At 47.6% G+C, this 25,712-nt stretch carries 24 protein-coding genes; 2 read left to right on the top strand and 22 right to left on the bottom strand.

Features of this window, described 5'->3' with window-relative positions:
- Positions 1 to 39 precede the first annotated feature (39 nt).
- Complete coding sequence (locus tag DXA13_RS16260) at positions 40 to 1,794, bottom strand: sensor domain-containing diguanylate cyclase (RefSeq protein ID WP_118246020.1); 1,755 nt, start codon at positions 1,792 to 1,794, stop codon at positions 40 to 42.
- A 99-nt stretch (positions 1,795 to 1,893) separates the two neighbouring features.
- Positions 1,894 to 3,222: an MATE family efflux transporter gene (locus DXA13_RS16255; protein ID WP_118246017.1), complete on the bottom strand. Its 1,329-nt coding sequence runs from the start codon at positions 3,220 to 3,222 to the stop codon at positions 1,894 to 1,896.
- Between the two features lie 89 nt (positions 3,223 to 3,311).
- Between DXA13_RS16255 and DXA13_RS16250 the strand changes: the two genes are divergently transcribed.
- Positions 3,312 to 4,127 carry a MerR family transcriptional regulator gene (locus DXA13_RS16250; RefSeq protein ID WP_118246015.1) on the top strand — a complete coding sequence of 272 codons (816 nt, stop codon included), beginning with the start codon at positions 3,312 to 3,314 and terminating at the stop codon, positions 4,125 to 4,127.
- Positions 4,128 to 4,254: 127 nt separating this feature from the next.
- Here the strand turns inward: DXA13_RS16250 and DXA13_RS16245 are convergent, their stop codons facing one another.
- Entirely contained in the window at positions 4,255 to 5,178 is a 924-nt protein-coding gene (locus DXA13_RS16245; protein ID WP_118246013.1) for a ketopantoate reductase family protein, read from the bottom strand.
- A gap of 321 nt (positions 5,179 to 5,499) precedes the next feature.
- Between DXA13_RS16245 and murI the strand changes: the two genes are divergently transcribed.
- Positions 5,500 to 6,291 (top strand): glutamate racemase, encoded by a 792-nt coding sequence (gene murI / locus DXA13_RS16240; protein ID WP_118246011.1) that lies wholly within the window; start codon positions 5,500 to 5,502, stop codon positions 6,289 to 6,291.
- Positions 6,292 to 6,462: 171 nt separating this feature from the next.
- Here the strand turns inward: murI and nrdJ are convergent, their stop codons facing one another.
- The 19 genes from nrdJ to DXA13_RS16140 form a co-directional block, all read right to left on the bottom strand.
- Positions 6,463 to 8,805 carry a ribonucleoside-triphosphate reductase, adenosylcobalamin-dependent gene (gene nrdJ, locus DXA13_RS16235; protein WP_118246009.1) on the bottom strand — a complete coding sequence of 781 codons (2,343 nt, stop codon included), beginning with the start codon at positions 8,803 to 8,805 and terminating at the stop codon, positions 6,463 to 6,465.
- A 426-nt stretch (positions 8,806 to 9,231) separates the two neighbouring features.
- The gene (locus DXA13_RS16225) at positions 9,232 to 10,926 is read right to left on the bottom strand and encodes a VWA domain-containing protein (RefSeq protein ID WP_243009184.1); all 1,695 of its coding nucleotides are present in this window, start codon (positions 10,924 to 10,926) and stop codon (positions 9,232 to 9,234) included.
- A complete protein-coding gene (locus DXA13_RS16220; RefSeq protein WP_118246005.1) occupies positions 10,923 to 11,975 on the bottom strand; it encodes a hypothetical protein in 1,053 nt (350 codons plus the stop codon). Before DXA13_RS16220 ends, DXA13_RS16225 begins: the two co-directional genes overlap by 4 nt.
- A complete protein-coding gene (locus DXA13_RS16215; protein ID WP_118246002.1) occupies positions 11,968 to 12,501 on the bottom strand; it encodes an RNA polymerase sigma factor in 534 nt (177 codons plus the stop codon). Before DXA13_RS16215 ends, DXA13_RS16220 begins: the two co-directional genes overlap by 8 nt.
- Positions 12,502 to 12,667: 166 nt before the next feature.
- A complete protein-coding gene (locus tag DXA13_RS16210; protein WP_118246000.1) occupies positions 12,668 to 13,123 on the bottom strand; it encodes a chemotaxis protein CheW in 456 nt (151 codons plus the stop codon).
- Positions 13,120 to 15,042 carry a chemotaxis protein CheA gene (locus tag DXA13_RS16205; RefSeq protein ID WP_118245998.1) on the bottom strand — a complete coding sequence of 641 codons (1,923 nt, stop codon included), beginning with the start codon at positions 15,040 to 15,042 and terminating at the stop codon, positions 13,120 to 13,122. The genes DXA13_RS16210 and DXA13_RS16205 overlap by 4 nt, the downstream gene beginning before the upstream one ends.
- A 3-nt stretch (positions 15,043 to 15,045) precedes the next feature.
- The gene (locus DXA13_RS16200) at positions 15,046 to 15,975 is read right to left on the bottom strand and encodes a diguanylate cyclase (RefSeq protein ID WP_118246044.1); all 930 of its coding nucleotides are present in this window, start codon (positions 15,973 to 15,975) and stop codon (positions 15,046 to 15,048) included.
- Between the two features lie 83 nt (positions 15,976 to 16,058).
- A complete protein-coding gene (locus DXA13_RS16195; protein ID WP_118245996.1) occupies positions 16,059 to 16,541 on the bottom strand; it encodes a chemotaxis protein CheD in 483 nt (160 codons plus the stop codon).
- A complete protein-coding gene (locus DXA13_RS16190) occupies positions 16,531 to 17,154 on the bottom strand; it encodes a chemotaxis protein CheC (RefSeq protein WP_181995713.1) in 624 nt (207 codons plus the stop codon). Before DXA13_RS16190 ends, DXA13_RS16195 begins: the two co-directional genes overlap by 11 nt.
- A 16-nt stretch (positions 17,155 to 17,170) precedes the next feature.
- Entirely contained in the window at positions 17,171 to 17,539 is a 369-nt protein-coding gene (locus DXA13_RS16185) for a response regulator (protein ID WP_118245993.1), read from the bottom strand.
- A complete protein-coding gene (locus DXA13_RS16180) occupies positions 17,539 to 19,212 on the bottom strand; it encodes a methyl-accepting chemotaxis protein (RefSeq protein ID WP_118245991.1) in 1,674 nt (557 codons plus the stop codon). The genes DXA13_RS16185 and DXA13_RS16180 overlap by 1 nt, the downstream gene beginning before the upstream one ends.
- 48 nt (positions 19,213 to 19,260) lie before the next feature.
- Positions 19,261 to 19,710, bottom strand: coding sequence for a chemotaxis protein CheD (locus tag DXA13_RS16175; RefSeq protein ID WP_181995712.1), 450 nt, complete (start codon positions 19,708 to 19,710; stop codon positions 19,261 to 19,263).
- Positions 19,695 to 20,306 carry a chemotaxis protein CheC gene (locus tag DXA13_RS16170; protein ID WP_181995711.1) on the bottom strand — a complete coding sequence of 204 codons (612 nt, stop codon included), beginning with the start codon at positions 20,304 to 20,306 and terminating at the stop codon, positions 19,695 to 19,697. Before DXA13_RS16170 ends, DXA13_RS16175 begins: the two co-directional genes overlap by 16 nt.
- Before the next feature lie 28 nt (positions 20,307 to 20,334).
- Complete coding sequence (locus tag DXA13_RS16165; protein WP_118245985.1) at positions 20,335 to 20,700, bottom strand: response regulator; 366 nt, start codon at positions 20,698 to 20,700, stop codon at positions 20,335 to 20,337.
- Between the two features lie 99 nt (positions 20,701 to 20,799).
- Positions 20,800 to 21,711 (bottom strand): CheB methylesterase domain-containing protein, encoded by a 912-nt coding sequence (locus DXA13_RS16160; protein WP_181995710.1) that lies wholly within the window; start codon positions 21,709 to 21,711, stop codon positions 20,800 to 20,802.
- A 2-nt stretch (positions 21,712 to 21,713) separates the two neighbouring features.
- On the bottom strand, positions 21,714 to 22,373 hold the full coding sequence (locus DXA13_RS16155) for a CheR family methyltransferase (RefSeq protein ID WP_243009183.1): 660 nt from the start codon (positions 22,371 to 22,373) through the stop codon (positions 21,714 to 21,716).
- 158 nt (positions 22,374 to 22,531) lie between these two features.
- Positions 22,532 to 22,813: a hypothetical protein gene (locus DXA13_RS16150; RefSeq protein WP_118245981.1), complete on the bottom strand. Its 282-nt coding sequence runs from the start codon at positions 22,811 to 22,813 to the stop codon at positions 22,532 to 22,534.
- Between the two features lie 38 nt (positions 22,814 to 22,851).
- A complete protein-coding gene (locus DXA13_RS16145) occupies positions 22,852 to 25,197 on the bottom strand; it encodes a bifunctional diguanylate cyclase/phosphodiesterase (RefSeq protein WP_118245979.1) in 2,346 nt (781 codons plus the stop codon).
- A 2-nt stretch (positions 25,198 to 25,199) separates the two neighbouring features.
- Complete coding sequence (locus DXA13_RS16140) at positions 25,200 to 25,604, bottom strand: chemotaxis protein CheW (protein ID WP_118245977.1); 405 nt, start codon at positions 25,602 to 25,604, stop codon at positions 25,200 to 25,202.
- Between the last annotated feature and the right edge of the window lie 108 nt (positions 25,605 to 25,712).

Raw genomic sequence — 25,712 nt, 5'->3', positions numbered from 1 at the left:
CTCTTTTTTTGTCTCATAATCACTTTTCAGCCGGCCGCATTATGGCTTTTGCGGATACTCCATTCCCTTTTGATACAGAATATACCGCTCTCTTCCCTCCGCCTTCGCATGATACAGCGCAATATCCGCTTTCCGGTAGAGACTGGAAAAGGTATCCCTCTTCTTTTTGGCAGTAACAATCCCCGCGCTGAAAGTCAGCGGAACGGAAATTCTTTTCTCTGCCCCGTATTTTTTCATTTCACATAAGAGCCAGTCCAGCTTTTCCTTTACAATATCGAGATCAAAGATATCCTTCATAAAAATAACAAATTCATCCCCGCCGATTCTGGATATGATATCCGTACAGCGGCACGTCGCATACATCATGCCCACCAGATCCATAAGCACCTGGTCTCCTGTCAGATGGCCATGATAATCATTGATTATTTTAAAATAATCGATATCCACCAGAATACAGACGCCGACTACGCCGTCCATTTTCCTCTTCAGGTATTCCCGGATTGACAGCTCCAGATACATCCTGTTGTATGCTCCGGTCAGTACGTCTCTCTGAGACTGAAACAGAATTCTCTTTTCCTCATTGATATCCTTGACCTTTCCGACGATTTTTGCGATCTTTCCTTCCGTATCGTGAACGCCTCTGAATACTGCCCGCTTCCAGATGAACCCTCCCTGTTCCAGCAGAATCCTGTATTCCACCGTATCGAATTTCTCTGCGCCTGACTGCTGCAGTGCTGCCATTCCTCTGTTTCGGACCTCTTCCGCATCGTCCGGGTGAATCCTGAATAGGATTTCCCAGGTTTTCCCAAATTGGTCAAACCGGTCGGTATGGCGTTTTCCCGGCGTACTGGATGGGTAAAACATCTGAAGGGAATCTTCACGGATATCATATTCAAAGATCGTTTCATCCGACAGCTCGGCTACGATCTCATACCGCTCCTGCTCGATTTTCAGCTGGTTATACGCTTCTTTCATATCGGAAATATCCGTAATAATACTGTTGATGATCGTCTGTCCCCTGGCGTTCGTCACCTTCCGCCCCGTATCCAGCACCCATAAAAGGCTGCCGTCCTTTTTTCTGATCCTGTACTCCGCTCTGTATTCCGGCCCCTTTTCAAAGCAGATTCTGCACTCATTCAGCGCTTTCGGCAGATCCGGAGGATAAACGGCGCCTACTGCAGTTCCTCCGCTCATCTCCATAAATTCTTCGTAGGTGTATCCCAGCATCTGGCACAGCTCATGATTCACGTAGAAATACGTATAATATGGATCGTCCAGGCTGCCTTTCAATCCTCCGGCTGCCGTTCTGGCGATCATCTCGATCTGCGCCGTCTTTTCCTCCAAGTCATCCTTCATCTGCTCATATTCGATCCGGCCCTTCCTCTCCTCTTCCCCGAGAGGATCGCTTGGTACGGATACATGCTGGTGGAAAATTTTTAAATTCCCCTCCGAGTCCAGAACAAAGAATAGTGTTATGCGGAGAATGCACTGGAAAAACCGGGTTCCCGGTTCATCCATTACCACGCAGCAGCTGCCCGTTACAAGGCAGCTGTCCTCCCATTCGCGGGTAAGACGGAGATCCATATCAGTAATGGAACAGGGAGGCATATCCTCTATTCCGATACGAAAGATCTCTTTCATGCTTTTTTGATCATAAAAAGATACATTTCCGCTCATCCTGATCATATCTGTGCGGCTGCAGAAATAACCTGCAGCTCCTTCCCAGTCACGTGTACAGAAATAAGCTCTCAGCATATCTTCTGCTATGTCTGGTGCTTTATCAAAACGCCCCATGATGCTACTCCTTTGCCGGACAAACCGCTTTTATAATAGGTTCATTATATCAATTCTGTACGGCTTTGTACACCAATAACTGAGGCAAATATACACCTTTTACTGGAAATGATACACCCCCCTGTACTTTCTTATATAATGCAGACACATGATCATTCCAAAGAGCTCTGCCGCCGGCACAGCCATCCAGACGCCATTGATTCCAAAGAGCGACGGCAGGATCAGAAGGCTGGTAACGATCATTCCAAAGGTTCTCATAAAAGAGATAATCGCTGAAATCTTCCCATCGGACAGGGCCGTAAAGAGGGCTGATGAAAACGTATTAATTCCGGAGAAGAGAAAGCAGACGGAAAAAATGGCGAGTCCTCGGCTGGCCAGCTCATAGACGGACGTCTCCGGCCGTGCAAAAACCGTAACCACCAGGTCGCCTGCCAGCTGGGCAAAGGCGAAAATGCATACCGACGTGATGCATGTAAAAATGACAGATGTCTTAAATATCTGTTTCAGCTGCCCATGGTTTCCGCTTCCGTGATTATAGCTGATCACAGGGGATACCCCCTGGGAAAATCCCATAAAAAGAGCATTCAGAAGGAACTGGGCGTACTGGATAATCGTAATCGCCGCCACGCCGTCCTCTCCTGCATATCGGATCAGAAGCTGGTTAAATAAAAACGTGATGATGCCCGATGAAAGATTCGTAACCATTTCTGACGAACCGTTGATACAGGAATCAGCCAGTTCTGCCGCCGGCAGCTTGGGCTTGACAAACCACAGGCTTTTCCTGGACACCGCAAAATAAATCAGACCGGCAGTAGCCGGTATCATATAGCCTACGACCGTCGCAATCGCAGCCCCAGCAATTCCCATCTGCAGCGGAATGATAAAAACATAATCCAGTACGGCATTGGCGACGCCTGCCAGGATCGTAAGAAACAGCCCTGTACCCGGCCGGCCTTCCGTAATAAAATATGACTGAAACAACAGCTGAAGCATAAGAGCCGGCGAAAAGCCGATCTGCCATCTCAGATATGTTACGCAGTCTGCCAGGATGAGATCACTGGCTCCAAGCATGCGGGCCAGAGGAACTGCAAAAATATTACCCACGATCCCAATGGCCGCTCCGATTAAAAGATTTAGCAGCACAATGGCCGTAAACGTTTTTCTGGCACTCTCGGGCCGGCCTTCTCCCATCTTTCTTGCTACGATGGCGTTGCTTCCCGTAGCCAGCATAACGGAAATCCCCAGCACGATATTTATGGCCGGATAGACGATATTTATGGCAGAAAGTGCATTTGTACTGACAAAGCGCGATACGAACACGCCGTCTATAATCGTATAGAGGGACATGACCATCATCATGATGGTCGTTGGAAGTGCAAACACCAGCAGAGAGCCGAATGTAAATTTTTTTGATAGTGAATAACTCATACTAATTCTCCTGTTTTTCTTGCAAATTTCAGCCGCAGGCACTATTATATGGTATAGGGTAACACGATAGTCAAGAGGAGATTTTATAAATGGAAAAGCAGTCGGAACTATACTTTACAACAGGAGAATTCGCCAAGATACTGGGTGTCAGTAAGCACACGCTTTTTCACTATGACGACATCAAACTCTTTTGTCCCGCGCACACGGAAGACAACGGATATCGCTACTATTTCTTATGGCAGATGGATACGTTCGAGGTGATCCGGGCTCTTCAGAAGCTCTCCATGCCTTTAAGCGAAATCAGAAATTATATGGCCTCCCGCTCCCCAGATAAGTTTCTGGCTCTGACAAGAGATAAGGAAGGCGAGATCGACCGGGAAATCGAGCGGCTGAAAAGTCTGAAAAAATTTATCCAGATGGAACAGAAAAATATCGAAGAAGCCATGAATGCCACATTGGATTCCCCTTTTATCGTCCGCATTCCCGATGAATACCTGATGATTTCCAATGTCAGGGATACGGCAGAAAAGACAATTGCAGAAGAAATAGCGGCTCATGTAAAGCTGATGGAACGCCATCATGTCACTCTGAATACGGTCGGAGCCTGCTGCCATCTTTCCGATCTGGAAGAAGGCAGATACGATCATTATTTTCAAATCTACAGCAGGATGGACAGAAAGGTGTCTGCCTTAAAGCCGTCTAAAAAAGCAGGCGGATCTTACGTCCAGGTGTATTATCAGGGATATGACGGCAGCCTAAAGAGGCCTTATGAAATGATTAGCCGGTTCGCCCGTGAAAACAGTCTTGTGCTGGATGATATCTGGTATGAAGATCTCCTCCAGGACGAACTGACCGCCAAGTGTTATGACGACTATATCGTCAAAGCATCCGTAAGAATAAAATAGGAACAGCCTCTGATACCAGAATTGGTCCCACGGCAGCAGCCGGAGAACTGCATCTGATATCAGAGGCTGTTCGTTTTCTTTTTGTGTCCTATTTACAAATTCATCAAATGGATCAATGATATTTCTTTTATTTATACTGTGACTCCAAATACTTTACCCTGTCGTAAAGCTCCCGGTTTACAGGCGCTTCCAGTCCGTATTGCTCCGCTTTTTTCAGCACCGTGCCTGCAAACAGCTCCACTTCGGTCAACCGGCCGGCCATTCCGTCCTGGCGCATGGAAGGCATTCCATCAGGGGAAAGGCTGTCTACAAGAGCCGTGTATTCATCCAGATCTTTTTCCGTCACGGATACGCCCTCTTTCTCTGCAATCATAATCACTTCCCGCATAGCCGCCTTCATCAGATCTCTGGCTTTCCCAGGCTCCTGAACCGTTCTGTAAGTTCCTTCCTCTACCATTACCGTCTGGTTCACTCCCACGTTCAGCATCCACTTGCTCCACATCCGGTGTATGATATCTTCTTCCAGCGTATAGGGAAGCTCAATCCGGTCAAACAGTTCTCTGACCCGTTCAAGCTGCGGCCTCTTTTCCTCCTCTGATTTCGAAATGCCGATACACAGTTTTCCCATGTGGGAATAGGTCAGCCTTCCTCCGTTCTTCACCGCATCCATTCCCTGTGCGACACAGGAAAGAACCGTACCCTTTCCCAGTTCTTTTTCTATGTATTCTTCACTGGAAATCCCGTTCAGAAGAGACAGGATTACGGTATCCCCGCCAACACATTTCTCAGCCATATGCACTGCAGCTGGCAGCGCGGTCGCCTTCACAGCAAAAACCAGGAGCTCCGCCTGTGCCGCCGCATCCGGAGTCTTCAGCTGGAACCGGCATTCCTTTCCGTTACAGCTTATCATTTCCTTTCCGTACCTGGCAATCCGCTCCTCATCTGCCAGAAATGTAACTGCTTCGCTGCCCATGGTTCTTGCAAAATATTCTCCGAACAAAATCCCCAGCGCTCCCATTCCGACTATTGTAACATGATTCAGTTTCTTCACTGCACAATCCCTCCTGTTTTATCCTGCAGCAGGCTCATCCGCCTATTCTGGCTTACTCACTTGCTGCCGTCTCTGCCATTCTCTTTTTATCCTACTCCCCCGTCTTCCTTCCGTCAACAATATTTCGTCCTCCTGTGATAAACAAATCGATTGCCGCCGTTCCCAATTTCCTGTTTTGTGGTATAATGACCGCAGGGCGATCATATCTGCAGCGCAGATATGGTATAACAAGACCACTTGGTAAGGTAACTACGAACATGATGTAAGTCATATAACCCGGTGCGGTTTTGCCTAATTTATGCTATATGTGAGGAAATACAGATGAAAATAGGAATTTTTGATTCAGGAATCGGCGGGCTGTCCGTTCTTCATCATGCACAGAAGGTCATTCCTGATGGTCAGTTCATATATTATTCGGATGAAATGCACGTCCCCTACGGGGAAAAAAGTGCGGATCAGATCAGAGGATACGTAAAGGAAATCATTCATTTTCTGATCCGCAAGGATGTGGATGCCATTGTCATCGCTTGCAACACGGCCACCAGCGTTTCGACCAGGGAATTTCGCAGTTCGTTCCCGGTTCCCATCATAGGTATGGAACCGGCCGTAAAAAAGGCCGTGGAAACCTGCAGCATTCCAGAGAAACGGATTATAGCGGCCGCAACTCCTGTCACGATTGCCGGAAATAAATTGCACACCCTTTTAGATCAGGTGGACCAGGAGCACCATGTGGATCTGATTCCCCTTCCGGGACTCGTCCGTTTTGCCGAGCGCGGAGACTTTACTTCATCTGCAGTTGATGATTATCTGAAAGAAGCATTTCGTGGATACCGCCTGGAAGAGTACTCTTCCTTTGTATTAGGCTGCACCCATTTTAATTATTTTAAAGAACGGCTCCTCCGCCTTTTCCCCAATCCCGTTCATTTTATCGACGGAAATGAAGGAACTGTCCGCCAGCTGGTCCGGAGTCTGCCCTCAGCCTCCGGACCAGCTCTTAGTCTGCCGGCTCCGCCATCGGCAGAGTATTATTTTTCCGGCGTCCCTGCCGGAGAAAACCAGCTGGAAAGAATCCGTTTTTATATGGAACAGCTGGAGAAGGTATATCGGCTTTAAGAACAAACGAGGGTGTTGCAAAAGTCGAATCCGCATTGCTGCCGATACCAGATTTCGTTCCAGGCAGTGGCCAAGTCACTGCATCTGATATCAGCGGCAATGCTCTATTCCTTTTTGCAACATCCTCGCCTTCCATTCTTTTCTTTATCTGATAGTTTCTTTATCTAATGGTTATCGTACCGGACACACCCCGCCTGTACATTCAGAATCCCCGATATCCAGTTCTGTTTCTTCATGCTCGTATTTGGACAGAAGAGACGGGTTAAACGGCCTCATCCAGGACTTGCGCTGTTCATATTCTTCCTCTGTTATGGCTTCATAAGGCAGCAGTTCGTAAAAACTGTCATCATAGCTCAGGAAAGAAAGCGCAACCACGTCATCCCAGTTATCCCATACCCATTGTTCTACTTCCTCCCACTCATGATCGCGGACATGGACGGTTATGGAGCAGTTGTGGTCTACATAATGCTGCATAAACATCTTGTAATTCTCCAACTGTTCAATCGCGGAAACGTCCGCTTTCACACGGCCGGCCGGAGCCTTCACAGGAAACTCAACTACTTTTGTAGTCGGGTCATCCGGATTCTGTCCCACCTCCGGAAGCACCGGATATCCCAGGTCTTCACATACCCTGCAGAGTGGATCTGTCGCCGTAATGCGCACGCGTCTGATATAGAACGGCGCATGGGAATAATGCACACCGCTGGATACAGTCGGAAGCAGGGAAAGACTTCCCTCCGGTTTAACCGTTGTTATGAGAAGCGGTTTCTTTCCACCCAAACGGTCCGCTGTGGATTCAGCCGCTTCATGAGCAGCCGCACGCAGTTTTTCCAGAAGGTCTGCCTGCTCGCCGCGGCTCATCCCCGTAGCGTTTACCATATCCTGCCATCCGGTAAGTGAACATCCCAGCAGTCTGTCCCTCTTCTGCACTTCATTCCATCTGTGCATTTCCAGTTCCTGACATGTCATCCTGTAGCCTGCCTTGGCTGACAGTTTCTGAGCCTTCAGAAGTTCCTTTACATCCAGCTTTCCATCCTGAACAAATCCCATCACATTTACCGTGGTCAGATTGCACAGGCCATGGCTGTCCAGCAGAATCTCTCCGCACGGATTGCAGCCGTTAAAATTCGGCCGTCTTTTCCTCCCTGCCTCTTCATTGACCCAGCCTGGTTCTCCTGAATAGCGCATCTGCTGAAGGTGCCAGTGAAGCTTCTCGCGTGTAGGTCTGCTTCTGTAATATATGGAATTATTGCTCATCTGGCGATGGGATATCGATTGATCCAGTTCCCACCGTCCGTTTATCTGACGGTACAGGCTGCTCTTTGCCCCGACGCACAGTTCGTCATCTGCATCGATCAGACCGATTTCCGAAGTCCGGCGCACTCCCCCTGATACGACATTTTCGCCGATAATATTGGCGATATCCAAAAGGTCAATCGGTTTCAGCTGTGTGCGGACTGCTTTGTCACGCGCCCCTGCAGCCCTGACGACTTTATGAATTTTAGCCAGCATTGCCATCATGGATTCATAGCCGCTGGCTGTTCCTCCGAAGTTCTTCAGACGCTCTCCCCTTGGCCGGATAGAATCATAAATGACAATAATCTTCTGAATCTTGGAATACTCTCTGTTTGTAAGAATATCAAAGTAATGGTCCAGTGCCTGAGCCCATCCTTCTTTCGAATCCCCGATGGATACCGTAGCCGTATCGTGGGTAAATGTAATGTCGGTATACTCCAGGCGCTCTGACATCGGCCGCGCCTCATACGCTTTATGAAGTATTTCCATATCCGTTCGGATCTGGGGCAGACGTGCCGCGTCCTCTCCCAGCACGCGCACTCCCACTCCGCTTCCCACCATCAGCAGATAGAACAGATCATGAAATGCCTTAAAGTCATCAATGACTTCAAACGCACAGTTGTAATTGGCAATCGGATAAGCTGTCGCTACAGGCGTATTGCCTACCCACAGCGTACGGCCTGATAAAAACTGCCTCAGATGATAGATATTGTCATACAGTTTTTCTGCCTCCTCCCGGCTCGTAGGCGCCAGCGAACAGTTGTATTCTACCGCACGCCGTACCGTTTCCCACCAGAATTCCCGCCGTCCGAATTTGCGCAGGTATCGGGAATATGTTCTCGTATAGACAAAGGACCCCAGCTGTTCCATAGGATTCGGCGAGTGTTTGTAAGGGCTTAAAAACTCTCTGGACAAAAGCCCTTCCTCCCATGTGCCGTTCGTTCTCTCCTTTTCCTTCTCAATACGGTACATAATATAGGACCTGGCCGTCTGATACAGCTTCTGGTCAAACAGCGTCTCTTCTACCGTATCCTGGATCTTTTCGATATCCACAATATCTTTTCCTGCTGCTTCCAGCTTTGCGGTTACGATATCAGCTGTCTTCTGTACAATCTCGGAATCCGGCTGCCCGGCTGCGGCTGAAGCCAGCATGATGGCACGGAAAATAAATTTCGCCTCAAAGGGCACGATCTTTCCACTGCGTTTACGTACATTCATAAAGTATTCCTCCTGAAATCATAGTTTCCCGCCCGGCCTGCAGGCCGGGACTATGCCTGCCTGACTTTTCCGACCGCCTGCGGGGCCAGCCCCCGCAGTCTTATGCCGGGAACTCGGCTTATGTATATTTAGCATATTTTGTTATATCAGTAATGCCAGAACACAATATATAGTACAACAAACGAAAGTTTAAATCAATAGTCTCTTATGCTGTTCTCAACATTTTTTTCTTTCCGCACCGTATCGTCTTGCAGGCAGAACATAGCGTATTCCGATCCGTCTGGCTCTCTCGATCATATCAGTATGCCCATCGGCCGGCGGCCCAAACGCAGCCCCGGCATCCCATACGGCTTCAAAAGTTTTTTTATACCGGTCAACAGGGCGTCTTCCAGATATTTTATACAAATGCAGAGGGTGCTGCATGAATCAGTCCATAACCTGCAGAACTAACTTTTTAAATTCATCTTTGTAATCATCCATGCCCTTTTGAGATACTCCTGATACAAGATCAATTACATTCTCATATGAAGAATTTCCTTTATAAGAACTGTCTTTCAACAGCATGCCGAATTCCGCCACTGCTCCGGCGAACTTCAGATTATCCGTCATCTCCTTTTGATAGGTCTCGTCTTTTACCGGTACGGATATCAGCCTGCTTTCCTTTCCATTGGGCGCTTTGTACCTGATGTTCACCGTCATCAGTTCATTTTCAAAAGCGCCGCCTGTCTGTTCTTCTGTTTCTTTCTGCTCCTTTTCCCCGCTCTGGTATTTCAGAACTTCTCCAGGCACTTTTGTTCCGGCTCTTATGATCTCATACAGCGCCGTTACGCGGTGACCTGCGCCGATTTCTCCGGCATCTACCGAATCATCGTCAAAATCCTCATCCGCAAGGGCTCTGTTTTCATATCCGATCAGCCGGTATCCTGCAATCTGGGACGGATTGAATTCCGTCTGAATCTTCACATCCTTAGCTACGGTGAGCAGCGTGCCTCCCATCTCCTCTACGAGTACCTTTTTTGCTTCCATAAGATTGTCTATATATGCATAATTGCCGTCGCCGTTGTCAGCCAGCGCTTCCATCTTGTTATCTTTTATGTTTCCCGTACCGAATCCGAGTACGGACAGGTGGACTCCGCCTTTCCTTTTTTCCTCGATCAGCTTCGTAAGTCCCTCTTCACTGCTGACGCCTACGTTCAGATCGCCGTCCGTAGCCAGAATCATACGGTTGTTTCCCCCTGGGATAAAATATTTTTCCGCCATCTCATACGCCATGTTAATACCGGCTTCTCCTGCCGTGGAACCGCCTGCATTCAGCCCCTCAAGAGCTTCTCTGATCTTAACCTTTTCGTCTCCTCTTGCGCCTTCCAGAACCACCTGTTCATAGCCTGCATATGTAACGATCGACACCCTGTCGTTTTCCGTCAGTTCATCGGTCAACATGGAAAATGACTTCTGTACCAGAGGAAGTTTGTCTTCATCGTACATGGAACCGGACACGTCGAGCAGAAATACGAGATTGGACATCGGCCTGTTGTCAAAATCAATTTCTTTCGCCTGCATTCCGATCAGCATTAGCTGATGTTCCGGATTCCATGGACAGTCCGACAGCTCGGACGTCACCGCAAATGGTATATCTCCTTCCGGCTTTTTGTAGTCGTATTTAAAATAGTTAATCATTTCTTCTATACGAACCGCATCCTGAGGAATTTCTTCCCCCCTGGTAATCATTCTCCTGATATTGCTGTAGGAAGCCGTATCCACATCTACAGAAAAAGTGGAAAGGGGATGTTCCTCCACCTTCTTGAATCCGCTTTCTGCCACGCCGTGATACTCTTCCGAATTCATGTATTCCCCGCCGTAGGCATTCTGGTACCTGTCTGCCATGCGGTCATAAGCCATACCGCCGTCAGCTTCCATACCGGTATAGGCAGACTCTCCGTTTACCGCACCCGCTTCCGTCATATAAGTTTCCTGCGGACTGTACGCTTGTGTTGCCGCCGCCTGTGGTCTGTCCGCCGCCCCGGCGGTAGCAGATGATTTTGATCCTGAACCGCACCCCGTCATGGATGAAGCCGCTATTATTCCTGATAATCCAATTGCTATAACCTGTTTCTTTTTCATAATCTCTTTTCTCCTTCCTTCCGCTTCGCCTCCGTAAGCTCAGCCAGATTGGAAAGAAATTCAGAATCGTCTCTCAGTACCATGCGGTCATAATAACAGTCTCCCTGTTTTTTTGCCGTCATCACGACGACAGAAGTCCTGTCATCAACCAGGCTCTTCCAGCCATTGTGGAACAGGTATCTGGTGTCCTCCGTCACCTCGATCTGAGGTGCGTACGGGAACGCCAGCCACCACTCTGTGCCTTCTGCTTTCAGCGGAAGTATATATGTTCCGCCCTCCTTCAGTTCATAAAGCATACTGTTCTCCGCTGTGCTTCCTACCAAAGGGCTTTTCACCCGGATGCTCTGTCCCTCGCTCACATAGTCTTCTGAATACAATACCCTGTCAACGTTCATTTCATAAACCACGTTTTGAATCCGTCCTGCCGAATCCTTCTCATAGGAAATCTCAGTCACCTCCGCCTGGCTCAGCAGGCTGGCTTCTCTGAGGCTGTCTTCCGTAAAGTAATAGCTGTCAGCCGGTTCGTATACTGCTTCAGAATCCGGAACAGGAACAACCGTCCCTGCCAGCGCCAGACTCTCATACCGGATAATCCCCGGAAGTCCCGTCAAATCACTGATTTCTGCGTGATCCTCATATTCCGGCATTGCAGCTGTTTCATATGGCACGCCGGCTTCTTTCGGCATTTTCTCTGCTGTATCGGCCGGAACAGCTTCTTTATGTGCCTCTGCTGCTGTCTCCGCCGCAGCTTCCGTACCTGCTTCCGCTGCAGACCAGGCCGTCGTCCCGGCTGCGGCCATATCGGCTGCCCCTTCTCTTCCTGTAAAAAGACTGCCTGCTACAAACAAAAGACAGCATGCTGCGGCCAGACCAGCTCCAATCTGATACATCCGCTGCCGTTTCCTTCCATTGGCAAAAACGGCGGCCCGCTGATTCTCATGCCTGGTTTCTTCCGTCTTAAGGCCGCCCTCAATCCGTTCCCATAGATCAGGCGCTTCCTGCAGCTGTAAATCCCTGTATGCTTTTTTAAGTTTATCGTTCTTACTCATATCGGCACCTCTTTAACTTATTTAAAGCAACCCGGTATTTCCATGCGACGGTTCCAAGTGGTTTTTTCATGATCTGGGAGATTTCCTTTAAAGTCAGTTCTCCCATAATTTTCAAGTTGACGATCTGCCTCTCTTCCTCCTCCAGCGTCTCTAATGCCTGTTTTAAGGTCAATTCGCTGCAGACACGGTCTTCTTCCGATATGGCGGCAGTTCTGCTCTCAGGCAGGTCTGAAACCTGCTCCACCAGCTCTTCATGCCGGTATTTTCTGAGGTGGTCCACCGCCATATTATGAGCTACCGTCATCATCCAGGCTTTATGCTTTCCTCCCTGCCTGTACTGACCAGCTATTTCCCACAGCCTGATAAAGAAGTCCGCCGTCACGTCCTGAGCGCTCTGCTCATTGTGAAGCACGGCCAGAACGGAAGAATAGACCGCCGGCAGATATGCTTCATAAATAGCCTTCAGGCCTTCCTGGTTCCCCTGCCGGATCAGTCCGATATTCTTATCAAACTCATTGTCAGTCATACTCAACGGCTGCAACCTCCCTGCGTAGAATTTCCCTTCTGTTATATATACGTTTTGAAAGGAGTAAATTTATGGCAATATTACAAAGTTTTTATAAAAGAAAAAGGCACTGCGAAAGCGAATTTCTTCTTTTTCAGCACCCTTTCAACCTGTTTCTTTCGCATGCTTATTCGCACACCACTAAATTTTTCAGTGTCTCTTCTACGTTTACAATTTCTACGATACGTTCCGACGGCATGCGGTACTGTTCCTTCAGTACGAGTCCGCCTTCTGTGACCGAGGCCGCCGTGCATTCCAGTTTATCACATTCTGCTGCGCGAATGAGAAACGGAGATTCCCCCACCAGGATTCCACATTCATATTCTGAACTGTGAACAACCAGAATCGCCTGTTTCTCCGGCCTCTCCGCCTCCCTTTTCCCCTGCAGGCTGTCTAATGCTGCAACAGGAAGGACTGCTCCTGATAAGATGCATACCCCCTCATAATGTTCCGGAAGCCAGGGCAGCGGTGATATTGCAGGAGACCGCATCACTCTGGTAACCGCAGAAAGTTCAAAACCATAGCAGGAATCCCCTGTCTGCACACAAAGAACCGTCTTTTCCTGTGGGTTCTCTTTGATCATAACCTTCCCCCTCTCTCTGCACTCCTGATCAGGTCCTCGATATCCAGCATCATGCAGATACTTCCGTCACCCGGCGTACTGCAGCCGGAGATACCTGTATAATATTTAAAATGCGGGCCGAAGATTTTAGGAAGCGCTTTTTCCACCAGGCTCTTTTGTTCCAGGACCTGTTCCGCTACCAGACACGCTTCCTTCGTTGCGCTTCTGACATGAATCATGATCCCGCCTTCCTCCTTCTGCTGATTCGATGGCTGATAAAACCTGGTTAAGGACAGAACCTGTACGGCCCGCCCTTCATTAAGCCAGTATTCTCTGTCCCCCTGACGGTAAAACTTCTGTGTTATCCTGCTGTAAGGGGCGAACTGGAGAACCTGATAAGACGGCACTGCAAACCGGAAGCCTCCGGACTGCAGCAGAATACAGTTAATAATGGTAAGCGTAAGCGGCAGATGCAGATGCACCGCAGTGCCGTTTCCCTGTTCACTCTTTAAATCCACATGGCCGCCGAACCGTTCCACCATCTGACAGACTACATCCAGCCCTACGCCGCGCCCTGAGTATTCGCTGGCCGTATCCCTTGTAGAAAATCCCGGAAGCATGCAGAGCTCCAGGAGTTCTTCTCTCGTATACTCTTCTTCCGGCTTTATAAACAGATTCCTGCTCCTGGCCTTGTCGCGTATTTTATCGATATCCATACCGCTTCCGTCGTCAACGAGATGTATGAGAATTTCCCCTCCAGTATTTTCAATCTTCAGTTCGATCTTACCCGCCCTGGGCTTTCCGGCCCGCTCTCTTTCCTCGGGGAGTTCGATTCCGTGATCGACCGCATTCCGGATCAGATGGGACAGAGGTTCCAGAATTCCGTCCATAATCTTTTTATCCACTTCCACATCCTGGCCCATAACGGAAAACGTGACTTCCTTCTTTTCCTTTTTGCACATGTCCCGGACGAGCCTGTTGATCTGGGAAATGACTCCCTTTAGCGGCACCATACGCATGGAAATTGTCAGTTCGCCCAGTTCTTTCAGAATCCGGCCCGCCCGATGCGTTACATCGTCCTCCAGAGTATTTTTCTGCCTGCTCTCTCCGTCCATCAGGTCCGATACGGCAACCAGCAGCTCTCCTGTCAGGTTCTGGAGCTGATCCAGCTTTTCCACCCGCACATTGATGTATGATTCTTCCAGAAGCTGCACAGGCCGTTCTGTTTCTTCCGCTTTTTCCTGAGACGTCCCCAATTCCGGCAGACCATCCACCATGTCACACTGTTCCACAAAGATCGCTCCGCGAAGCCTCTCCAGAACGCGTTCCGGTTCGGCGGACACAAAACTGATGAAAAATCCGTTCTTCCTGATATATTCGATCGTATCTGAATTTTTCTCTACATCATCCGGATACATGGACAATTCAGAGCACATGTTTTTCACCTGTCTTGCAGCCATAAATGCCCTGATATTTTCCATTTTGCAGTTCTGTTCAAATTTCAGCCTGACCGTGCAGCTTTTCTGCCCTTTTATCATGGAAAGCAGGGCATCGATCTTATACCTCTGCCTTTCCGTCGTTCTGGGAATATAATGGTCTTCTCCCATCAGACGCAGCTCACTGCGGATCAAATCTGTCACCTCAAACAATAGTTCGAAGGCCTCCTGTACACAGCATTTGATTCTGCCCGGATCTTCCCTGAATTCGGAAAATAAATCTTCTACTTTGTGCGTCAGGCTGGACAGTTCTGACAGCCCCATCATGGCCGAGGAGCTTTTCGTCGTATGCATAATTCGGAAAATTTCATTAATATCTTCCGGGGAAAACTGGCCTGATTTTTCCGCATGGATCAGGATTCCTTCTGCCTGTTCCATCAGCTGGCCTGTTTCCAGAAGATAGATATCCAGCATATCCTCCATATCCTTATCAAAGTATCCCATCGCCTATTCACACTCCGATCCCGGTTCGTAACGTACAGTCCTGTTCTTGCCCGCGCTCTTTCCCATATACAGCGCTTTATCCGCATAACGGATATTACTTTTAAAATCTGCTTTCCGATCGTACTCTGCTATACCCAGCGTAATGGTACAGAAAAAAGACGTATCCCCGTGAACGAACTGGAAATCCTCCACTTCCCTGCGCATCTCCTCACAGAGATCCCATGCCGTGTTCACGTCTATGTCCGTGAGGATAATCAGGAACTCCTCCCCTCCCCATCTCGTCACCACGTGAGAATGGCAAATCTCGTTCATAAGACTGGCAATACAGATGAGCGCCGTATCCCCCGCATCATGGCCGTAGTTGTCATTTACTTTCTTGAAATCATCGATATCCACCATAACCAGAAAATTCTGACGGTCTGAGTTCTTCAGTTTCCCGGCCATCGTCTCGATTACATACCGCCGGTTGTACAATCCTGTCAGCTCTTCTCTGTAAACCATTGAACTCAGTTTCTCCATATCGGCACGAAACGTCTCGTTCAACCGTTCCAGTTCATCCCGCTTTTTTTTCGTTTCCAGGTGCGCCAGCACTCTGGACTTCATTTCCTCCGTCTGAAACGGCTTTTTAATATAATCGCATGCCCCGAGAGCGAAGCCGCGGACGACGTCTTCCTCCCTGTCTTTCGATGTAATAAAAACAACTGCCACATGATCCTTATCTTTCATTCGTTCCATCAGCTCATACCCTTCCATGTCAGGCAGAACCACATCCAGCAGAATCAGATCCGGCTTTATATTCTCTATCATTTTCAGGGCTTCTGCTCCTGTATGTGACTGATATAAACTGATATCCGCTGTCTTTAACGCTATTTCAATCTGACGGCATATCAGTAAACTGTCATCCACAACTAAAACCGTTTGTCCGTCTGCCATTTCAAACTCTCCCTCCATCCCTTAACCTGCCAGCAGATAAAGGGCATCCCTGTAATTATGTATATGCCTGCTGCCATTTCTCCTCATATTACATTCATTCCGTGCTTCACAGATTTTATTTCCAGTTCACCGGATACGGAATAAAACCGTATCGTTCGTCCGTAATCCTTACCGGTGTCCTCTGCCACAATCCGTATTCCCATCTCGTTCAGGACCTCTTTCACTGCCTTGATATTCCTTTCACCAATCGTTTCCGCATTTCCATTAGCCGGGAACATCTGGGCTCCCCCTGCGATCTTGGCGAAAAGATTCGGCCTGCAGGCTCCTGCTCTCAGCATATCTTTTGCAAGATATTGAATCCCGCTGTCGGCAAATTTATAAGGGTTTATCGGATCCATAGTAACCTTTCTGCTCGGAAGCATGATATGAGCCATACCGGCTACTCCATTCATTCTATCATACAGACAGATTCCAACACAGGAGCCAAGCGCGTAGGACACAAGACCCACAGGTCTCCTGACTACTTTCCCTTCTCCGATTCCAACCTGAACAAATTCAGTTTTCATATGGCTCACCAAACGCATCGAAAATTTTTTTCAGCGATTCGATCTCCGGCAAAAACAGAATATGGCTGACCAGCGACATATTGCCGAGGCCATATTGATTTTCAATAAACAGAATCTCATCGCTTAAATTGGCAAAATGGATCATCGGCACGCTGAGGATTGCCCCCACCATATCACAGCACATATCCGGCACCGATACGTTCATCGTCATTCCAGTCATCATTGATATGGCATTCATGTAGGAGCAGCACATGATATTGCCGATTTCGCATATTGCAGAACGGTCCAGTTCATCCAGTTCGGCCAGTTTATACAGTTCTTTGCCGAGAAGCAGTTTGATCATTTCCTTCGTGAAGCTTTCGTCCAGAAGGAACATGAACATGCCTTTCAAATCTCCGGATACGTCAAGGAGAATTCCCACCTGCACCGTTTCGATATCCCCAAGAAGACCGGGCACATCGTTATATCCCATGATCTGTATCTCAGGAAGTTCTATATCGATCTGCCTGCCGATCATGGAAGCCAGGGAAGTCACGGCGTTGCCCGTTCCGATATTGCTGATTTCCCTCAAAATATCATGAGCATTTTCACTCAGATCAGAATATCTATTCATTATTTTCCCTCCGGCATTACTGCCCTGATTTCTCAAGAGCCTTGATGATATGCTGCGGCAGAAACGGCTTCACGATAAACTCTGCCGCTCCATGATTCATCGCCTCCATAATCATGGATTCCTGTCCGATCGCCGAACACATGACCACATATGCCTCTTCATTGATTTCTTTCAGTTCCTTCAGCACTTCGATGCCGTTCATTTCCGGCATGGAGATATCGAGAAAAACGATATCCTGCCTGTGTTCTGTATACAGCGCAACTGCCTCTCTGCCGCGGCTCGCTTCATATATCTCATAATCGCCCGCCCCTGAAATGATCCGATCCAGCATTTTCCGCATAAATAATGCATCGTCTACGATTAAAACACTATGTTTTCTACTCATTAAAGTTCAAACTCCTCTACCAGTTTTTTCAAAAGCTGTGCCTGTGCTGCAAGTTCTTCACTTGCCGCGGCGCTCTCTTCTGACGTTGCGGAATTCCCCTGAACAATATCGGATATCATCTCAATCGACTGCCTGATCTGGATGATAAAATCGGCCTGGCTTACGGAAGCGTCCGAGATTCTGTCTACCATCTCGGTCACCTCTTCGGCGCCTGTCCGTATTTCTCTCAGCGATACCGTCGCCTTTTCCACCGCCTGTGTGCCTCCTTCTACCTTTTCAGTCGTCTGCTCGGCCAGATTCGCCATCATTTTAGCCGCCTCCGATACCTTAATCGCCAGATGCCGCACTTCATCGGCAACGACAGAGAAGCCTCTTCCTGCGTCTCCCGCTCTTGCCGCTTCTACGGAGGCATTCAGCGCCAGGATATTCGTCTGGAATGCAATGTCTTCAATTTCCTTGACAATTCCTGTAATTTCTCTGGAATTATCTCTGATCTCCATGATCGCCCTGGTCATATTGTCCATCTGGCTGCTTCCTTCTGTCACAAGGGTACTGACTTCTCCTGCCCGCCTGCTTGCATTGACAGCGTCCTCCGCATTGTTTCTCACGCTGTCGGAAATTTCATTGATATTGGCTGCCAGTTCCTGCATGGAGCTTGCCTGTTCCACCGCTCCCTGAGAAAGTATCTGAGCTCCGTTTGCCACCTGTTCCGCTCCTCCTGCCACCTGCTCCGCGCTGTTGCTGATCTGAGTAATGGCAAAGTTGAGCATTTCCGTAATCTGGTTTACCGCATTGCCGATCGCGATGAAATCTCCCTTGTAGTCCGTCTTTGTTTTATAATTGAGCTGCCCTTTTCCAATTGCCTGGAGCGCGTTTTCAATCTCGGTAATATACATCTTCATATTCCGGATCGTTTCCCTGACGCTCTCTGCCAGGCTGCCCAACTCATCCTTTGATTCATAATTGATGTGGAGATCCAGACTACCTTCTGCCATGCCCTTTGCAACCTTTTGTATTTCTTCCACAGGCTTAGTGATCCCCTTCGTAATCACTGCCCACATAAATGTAGAAATTGCCATGATAATCGCTGCCAGAAACATAATCACGATGATCATATTTTGCTTTGTCTTATGGCCGTTTTTCAGATGTTTATCTGCCTGTACCTGAGCCACCTCTCCCATTTTTTTCAGGCACTCTCCTGCTTTTTTCGCATTTACCTCATATTCCGTCTGAAACAATTCCATTACCCGTTCGTCTTGGCCCTGCATCAGCGTTATAGTTATCTCGTCCCAGACCGGCTCCATTTGTCCCACGTACTGTTCCAGCTCTCCCACCAGTTCTCTGCTAGGATGCTTTTCTTTTAATATAACCATGGAATCATCTACCATCGAATGGTATTCCTCAATGGCCGACAGATACGTTTCTTTATCTTCCGTATTGCTCATAGCCATATAAAGGGCATTTCTTCCGACTCCCTGAATTCCCGTACGTGCCCGAAGCACAGCGCTCAAATTCACAAACGGCATATTATAAAAATTATCCAGCGTATAGGAAACCTTGTTGATACTGAGCACGGCCGTCAGTATGGTAAAGGCATATAACAGGATAATAATTCCGTAAGAAAGAAACAGCTTTCCTCCCACATTCATATTTTTCAATCTTTGACTTTTCATGTCTTTCTCCTTTTCCTCATATCACATATCTGAATTTTCCTGCTGTTTCTATCTCAAGCTTCCGTCGCGCACATGGAAATAAACGGTTCTTCCGTAATTTTCTCCCGTATCTTCTGCAAGTATGGGGATTCCCAGCATCTGAAGTTTTATTCTGGCCTGTTCCACGTTCATCTTCCCGATATCGGCTTCATGTTCTTCCGGTGCAAAACAGAATATCCTTGCTCCGCCGGCCAGCTTTCCCCACATATGACCTGCCTGTGCTCCATGCTCCAGCATTTTTTCATACAGCACTTCAACCGCCTCATTCACAAACCGCAGGCCGCCTCTTTTTTCTGCCCCGTCTTTCATTTCCGGGAGAATCGCATATGCCATACCGCCGATTCTGTTTTTATCATCGTAAATGCATACTGCTATACTGGATCCCAATGCCAGAGCTGTCAGCACTGCTTCTTCAGCAGATATCTCTATTTCATTTGGTTTGATCACAATCTGACACATTTTTTCTCCTCCAGCGCCTCCAGAAATCCTGGTATTGAATGTTCGTAAAGCATCATCATCATACAGTTTTCCTGACTGTCCGGCTCTGTCCCAAACCTGCTTCCAATGCAGAGCACATGATTGTCTGCCTTGACGGCCATACCGGCGATTTCCCCTATCATCGCTCCCACCATATCGGTAGATGCAGCGGAGCATCCGGCCTGAATATGCCACGATGTATACGCCGACAACGATGATAAATAGGACGACGCCATAATATTTGCAGTTTCCTGGATCATATCCAGCATCTCATTGTTCATGCTCCCCCATTTGGGAATGCTGCCGAATATCTCCGTCAGAATCGTATCTGCCATGGAAGGCTGATAAATCAGAAGAATCGAACCTGCGATATCTCCGTTAAACGGAACGCTCACCCCGGCCACATGTTCGTCTGCCCGTTTAAACCATTCCATCATATCCCCGTAATTTTCCAGTTCACTGACACAGGAAACAGAATAGTGGACTTCCTTGCCTATAATATGTGACAGCGATGTCATACAGCTTCCTATGCCGATATTCGATATCTCTCGCAGTATATCCTTCGTCTGTATTTCCACTTTGCCATCCCCGCTTTCTGTCATATAATTATTGTTTCAAATACGTTTCTACCATCTTTATCAGATCGGCAGCCCGGAAGGGCTTTGTAATAAAGTCCAGAGCGCCTTTTTGTACCGCCTGAAGTATAACGCTTTCCTGTCCCATGGCTGAGCACATGATAATCTTGGCATTTTCATCTTCAGCCAGCAGGTCCACCAGGATGTCCAGTCCGCCACGGCCGGGCATTGTAATATCTAAAAATACCAGATCCGGCCGGTGTTCTCTATAGCACTCCACCACTTCCAGTCCATTGGCTGCTTCGACGATACGGTTATACCCGCCCTCGGCCAGCGCTTTTTTAATAATATTTCTCATAAACAGGGCATCATCCGCCACCATTATCAAATATCCCACTTCAAGAACCTCCTCCATGTATCTTCATCCACCTGTCGAACCTTTGGATCTCATCGGCTATGGTCTTGACAGACAGCTGCTTCTGAATGCCTCCCATAATCAGTGCCTCATGAGCATACTGTAAATAGCGCTTGTCGCCTGGTCCTGACCTACCGTATAGGCTCCGGCCTCTTTCATTTTCAGAATCCCCATGGCTCCGTCCGCTCCCATGCCGGTCAATATAATTCCCATAGCACGGCTTCCTGCCGCTTCTGCCATGGATTCGAACAGGCAGTCCACTGACGGGCAGAAATCATACTTCCCGTCTCTCCGGCGTGTATGCAAAAGGAACTGATCTCCCTGTTTTTTCACTCTCATCTGACACCCTTCGGATGCCACATAGATATTGCCGTCCCGTATCACTTCCTCAGAAGCGGCCTGTCTGGCATGTATTCGGCAGTTCTGATCCATATAATGAGCAAAATTTGCCGCAAAACCTCTGCTTAAATGCTGTACAACCACAATCCCGCATGTATCGGGCGGCAGATCCTGAAGAACAGTGAGAAGTGCCTTCGGTCCTCCCGTTGAAGCTCCGATTCCCACCATGTGCCTGCTGGGCAGTCCTTCCAGTCCCCTTCTCCGTTCAGAACCGCTTCCATAGCAGCTCTTTACCTTTACCAGCAATTCTTTCTCAAACAGCGATTGATCGTGGCCACCATGTGAAGCTCTGCATTTTATGACGGTACATCCCTTCAGCCTTCTCAGTTTTTCCAGCCCATCTTCCGTTCTGGCGATACAGATAACCGGAAGTCCCTCTTTTATAAGAGAATGGATAAGCGGAAGCTTTTGTTCCAGATAAGCGGAAGTCCCAAAGGTCAGCACTGCCGTGTCCTGGTTCATCCACATCTTTTTTTCACTCTGGCTGTCCTGGTTAACGAATACGCTGATACCAGGTTCGATTCTTAATACATCCAGAATTTTCCGTCCTGCTGCAGGCGTATCTGCCATCAGCATCACTTTGATATTATTCATTATTATTTTCCTGTTTTTTGATAAACAGCAGGGCATACGTACTGAAACAGATCGTTGTCTCTGTACAGCAGCTCCGCATGGCCTAAAAATAAGTAACCTCCAGGCTTCAGACATCCGTAAAGACGTTTCAGCAGCTTCTTCCTGGATCCCTCGTCAAAATAAATCATAACATTTCGGCAGAAAATGATATCATACTGCCTCTGGCCTGCAAACGGCTTCATCAGATTCATCCTGCAGAAAGCAACTTCTTTCCTGATCGCAGACCGTACTTCAAACCATTCATTTTTATAATCCACATCCAAATATTCCCTCTGCCACTCATCCGGTATCCGTTTCAGTTCATTGATGGAGTACCTGGCTTCCCTGGCCTTTTTTAAGGAATTTTCCGATATATCCGTTCCCAGTATCTGAAACTCCGGCAGACTCCCTCCCTTTCTCACATAGCTGTGCAGGAGCATGGACAGCGTATAACATTCCTCTCCGCTGGAGCATCCTCCGCACCAGATTGAAAGCCGTTCCATCCGATCCGCCTGATATGACGGGAGAATTTCACGTTCCAGATATTCGAAATGCTTGCTTTCTCTTACAAAATACGTATAATTTGTCGTCAGTTTATTGAGCACTTCGTTTTCCAGACGGCCCGATCTGTCCCCTTTCATCATATAAAGAAATTCCCTTAAAGAAGTAATATTCTGTTTTCTTATATTGCCATTCAGACGGCATTCAACCAGTATTTTTTTTCTTCGACAGATCAATTCCGTATTTTTCGTTTATGTACTGTACAAACTCCGAAAATTCTTCTTCGTCAAATTTGATCACATTAAGTGCCTCCATCGATTTCATCAGCGAGCAAACCGACGAATCCGCCGCCCCTCTTTCTGATTATCACTGCACATGCACAGGAATTCGACAGTTCTCCAGGATAGAAAAGGCTGATCAGTTCTCCGTCCAGCTCCATCATTCCTGCTGCCTTTGCAGGAACGCCAGGTACTTTAATCACATTCGGCTTCATAATAAACCGGCACGAATTATCCCATTTGATTTCGAATGACTCTTCCCTGCTTTTTAAATGAAGTACGCGCCCATTTTCATCTGTCCCCAAATCCCCTCACCTCTTCCTTCCAATTCTTCTCCCGTCTCCTATAGCTTCGTTTCAAGTTCCTCGATCGGCTGCGGCCTGCCGTACAGATATCCCTGCGCCAGATTGCAGCCGATTTCCTTCAGAAACTGTTCATTCTCCTTTGTTTCAATTCCCTCTGAAATCACCTGTATATCCAGCTGCTTTGCCATTCGAATGACATTTGCGATTATAATTCGCTCCCTCTTATTTAGTTTTTTCTGAAAAAATTCCTTATCCAGTTTAATAATATCCACCGGAAGATCTTTCAGCAGGCTGAGTGATGAGTATCCCGTTCCGAAATCATCCATGGAAAGAAGAAAGCCTGCATCTTTAATCTGCCTGGCCACGGCCATTACAATCTCCTGATTATGCAGGAACGCGCTCTCTGTAATTTCCAGTTCCAGATTTTTCGCCGGAATTTCATATTTTCCGCAGATATCCGTCAGCTTTGTGAGAAAATCAGCTTCCTTGATATGGATTCTGGAAACATTGACGCTTACAGGCAGCACGGTCCGCCCCTCATCCATCCATCTTCTCTGGAGCCTGCATACACGTTCAAAAACATACCGGTCCAATTCCGTAATAAACCCGTTTTTTTCAAAGAGAGGAATAAATTCATCCGGTGGCACCAGGCTATTCACCCCTGTTTTCCATCGGACGAGAGCCTCCATTCCAATGATCTTCCTGGCCTTCAGGCTGAATTTCGGCTGGTAATAAACTACAAATTCCTCTTTTTCCACCGCTCCCTTCATACGGGCCGTCAGTTCTCTTTCCTTGATCAGCTTCTGCTCCGCCTCTTTGTTGTAAAAACTGTATACGCTTTTGTGATAGTCCTTCAATGATTTTCTTGCCATATTCGCATGGTCTACAAGGACTGATAAATCACTGTCCCCCTGTTCCACCAGGCATACGCCTACCATGCATGTAACGGATACCCCCAGCTTTTGTTCCGGAATCTGTTCCACACGGCGGATCAGCTGTTTTAAGCGCTGCTGAAGCCCGTCCAGCATCTGGTATTCCAACAGAAGAACGAATTTGTCCGCCTCGATTCTGGCGTAACATTCGCTGCCTGCCGTAAAGAAATTCAGGAGGTTGCTGATCTCTACAAGGACTTCATTCCCCTTTTCATAACCATACTGGGAATTAATCATCTTGAAATTTTTAATGTCTACCGTAACAACTGCCTTAGGTACGCCGTCGCTAACCAGCTTTTCACTCCCCAGAACCAAAAAACGATTATAATTCCATGCAGCCGTAAGCAGGTCGTAATCCGTTATAATCTCCAATGAACGCTTCGCCCGCAGCTGGAGCAGATAGGATGAAATAATCATGCTGACCATGGAAAATGTCATGATTTCTCCGTCCGTCCACAGCCGTTCCCTGCTTCCGTCCGCAATTCCGATATAACCGATATAGGTGCCTGATTCCAGAACTGCGTTCTGCATCATCGATCTCGTCCCTCTGAGCTTCTGCCGTTCTGCCATGACAGGATCCAGCTCCTCCAGAGCTTCCATACAAGTACATATAATCATGCCCCGGCTGTCAAACTGCCTGCCATATCTCTCCCCGATAATACCAGGAACTCTCTTTAGATTATTATTTTCAACACGGCCTTTGTTTTTCTTCCATTCGTAAGTAATCTCATATCCTCTTTCCCCAGCTGTTCTTTCTACGATATATGCCTCGTCGACACCGTAATAGGAACCAAGGCGTTCCAGATCCCTCTCTATCTCATTTTGGAAGGATTCAGCGTGCTGAAAGCCTTCCATTATCTCGCCAACAAAATCCATATCGGCGTCTTTTCTCGAAATCCTGTATTCGCCTGCAGGTTCCAACTCCCATCCAGTTTCATCCCTGTTAAACGTTGTATCCCAGGGAACTGCATAGAATCCGCCTTCTTCCCCTCGGGAGCGCTGCAGCGCTCCCTTTGCTTTATTAAGCAGTTCCTCATAAGAACACTTCGGATGGCATAAGCTGCTGCACAGAACAATCCCCGCCTGAAATATACAGCTGTTCCCGATTCCTTCCTCTTTCATGTTCTTCCTGAAAAACAGCAGCCTTTCAAGCGCATCCCTGCGCCCCTTGCAGCCCATGATGAAAATTATAAAATGATGTTCTCCGACCCTTGCTGCAAAATCTGATTTTCTCATCGTCTGCTGAAGTACAAACGCAAACTTCTTCAGCATGGAATTCCCATCTTTGATTTCGTATCCCTGATCCGGTAAGGGCGCCTCCATCAGACAGAATGCGGCGCTTCCGCTCTCTTCTTCCGAATTCAGATAATCTTCTATTTTTTTGCTGACCCACTCCTCCGACCACAGTCCGGTCATCGGATCTCTCTTCCTGCTGTAATCAATATTATACATATTTATATTCCCTCTGCTTCAAGCAGCTTATCTCCATCTATAATATAAGCCCACTGATCCTGACCTTCTAAATAGACTGCTTCTGATATAAAACTGTTTTTCCTGCTGATCACTTCTTCCGGCAGTTTCCGTTTCCTCCCGGCCCCAATCTTTATAACCTCCAATGCGGCTTTTGCCATCAAACCGAAATAACCTCCACTTCCGTCCCGGATGATAATAACATGGGATTTCTTTTCCGGCGGATTTTCCTTCAAAATAGTCTGAAAATCGAGAACGGTTATTACTCGATTTTCATAATCAATTCCTCCGTTCGTCACCTGAGCGGCTGGCATAATATACTCCACGTGATTTAGAGGTATTAAAAAAAGAAAGGCAAACGATTCAAAGCATAAATATTGATCTTCCATCCATTCCTCTCTCTCACAGCAATATGCTTATTTTATTAAACCTTGTTCCAATTATATAAATCATTTATTGTATTAATATTATCATTAATGCGGCGATAAATCAATTGC

The organism is Clostridium sp. AM58-1XD (assembly GCF_003464085.1).
Lineage (GTDB): Bacteria > Bacillota > Clostridia > Lachnospirales > Lachnospiraceae > Lachnoclostridium_A.
Note: the sequence above shows the minus strand (reverse complement) of the source record. Positions and strands in the feature narration are given on the sequence as shown.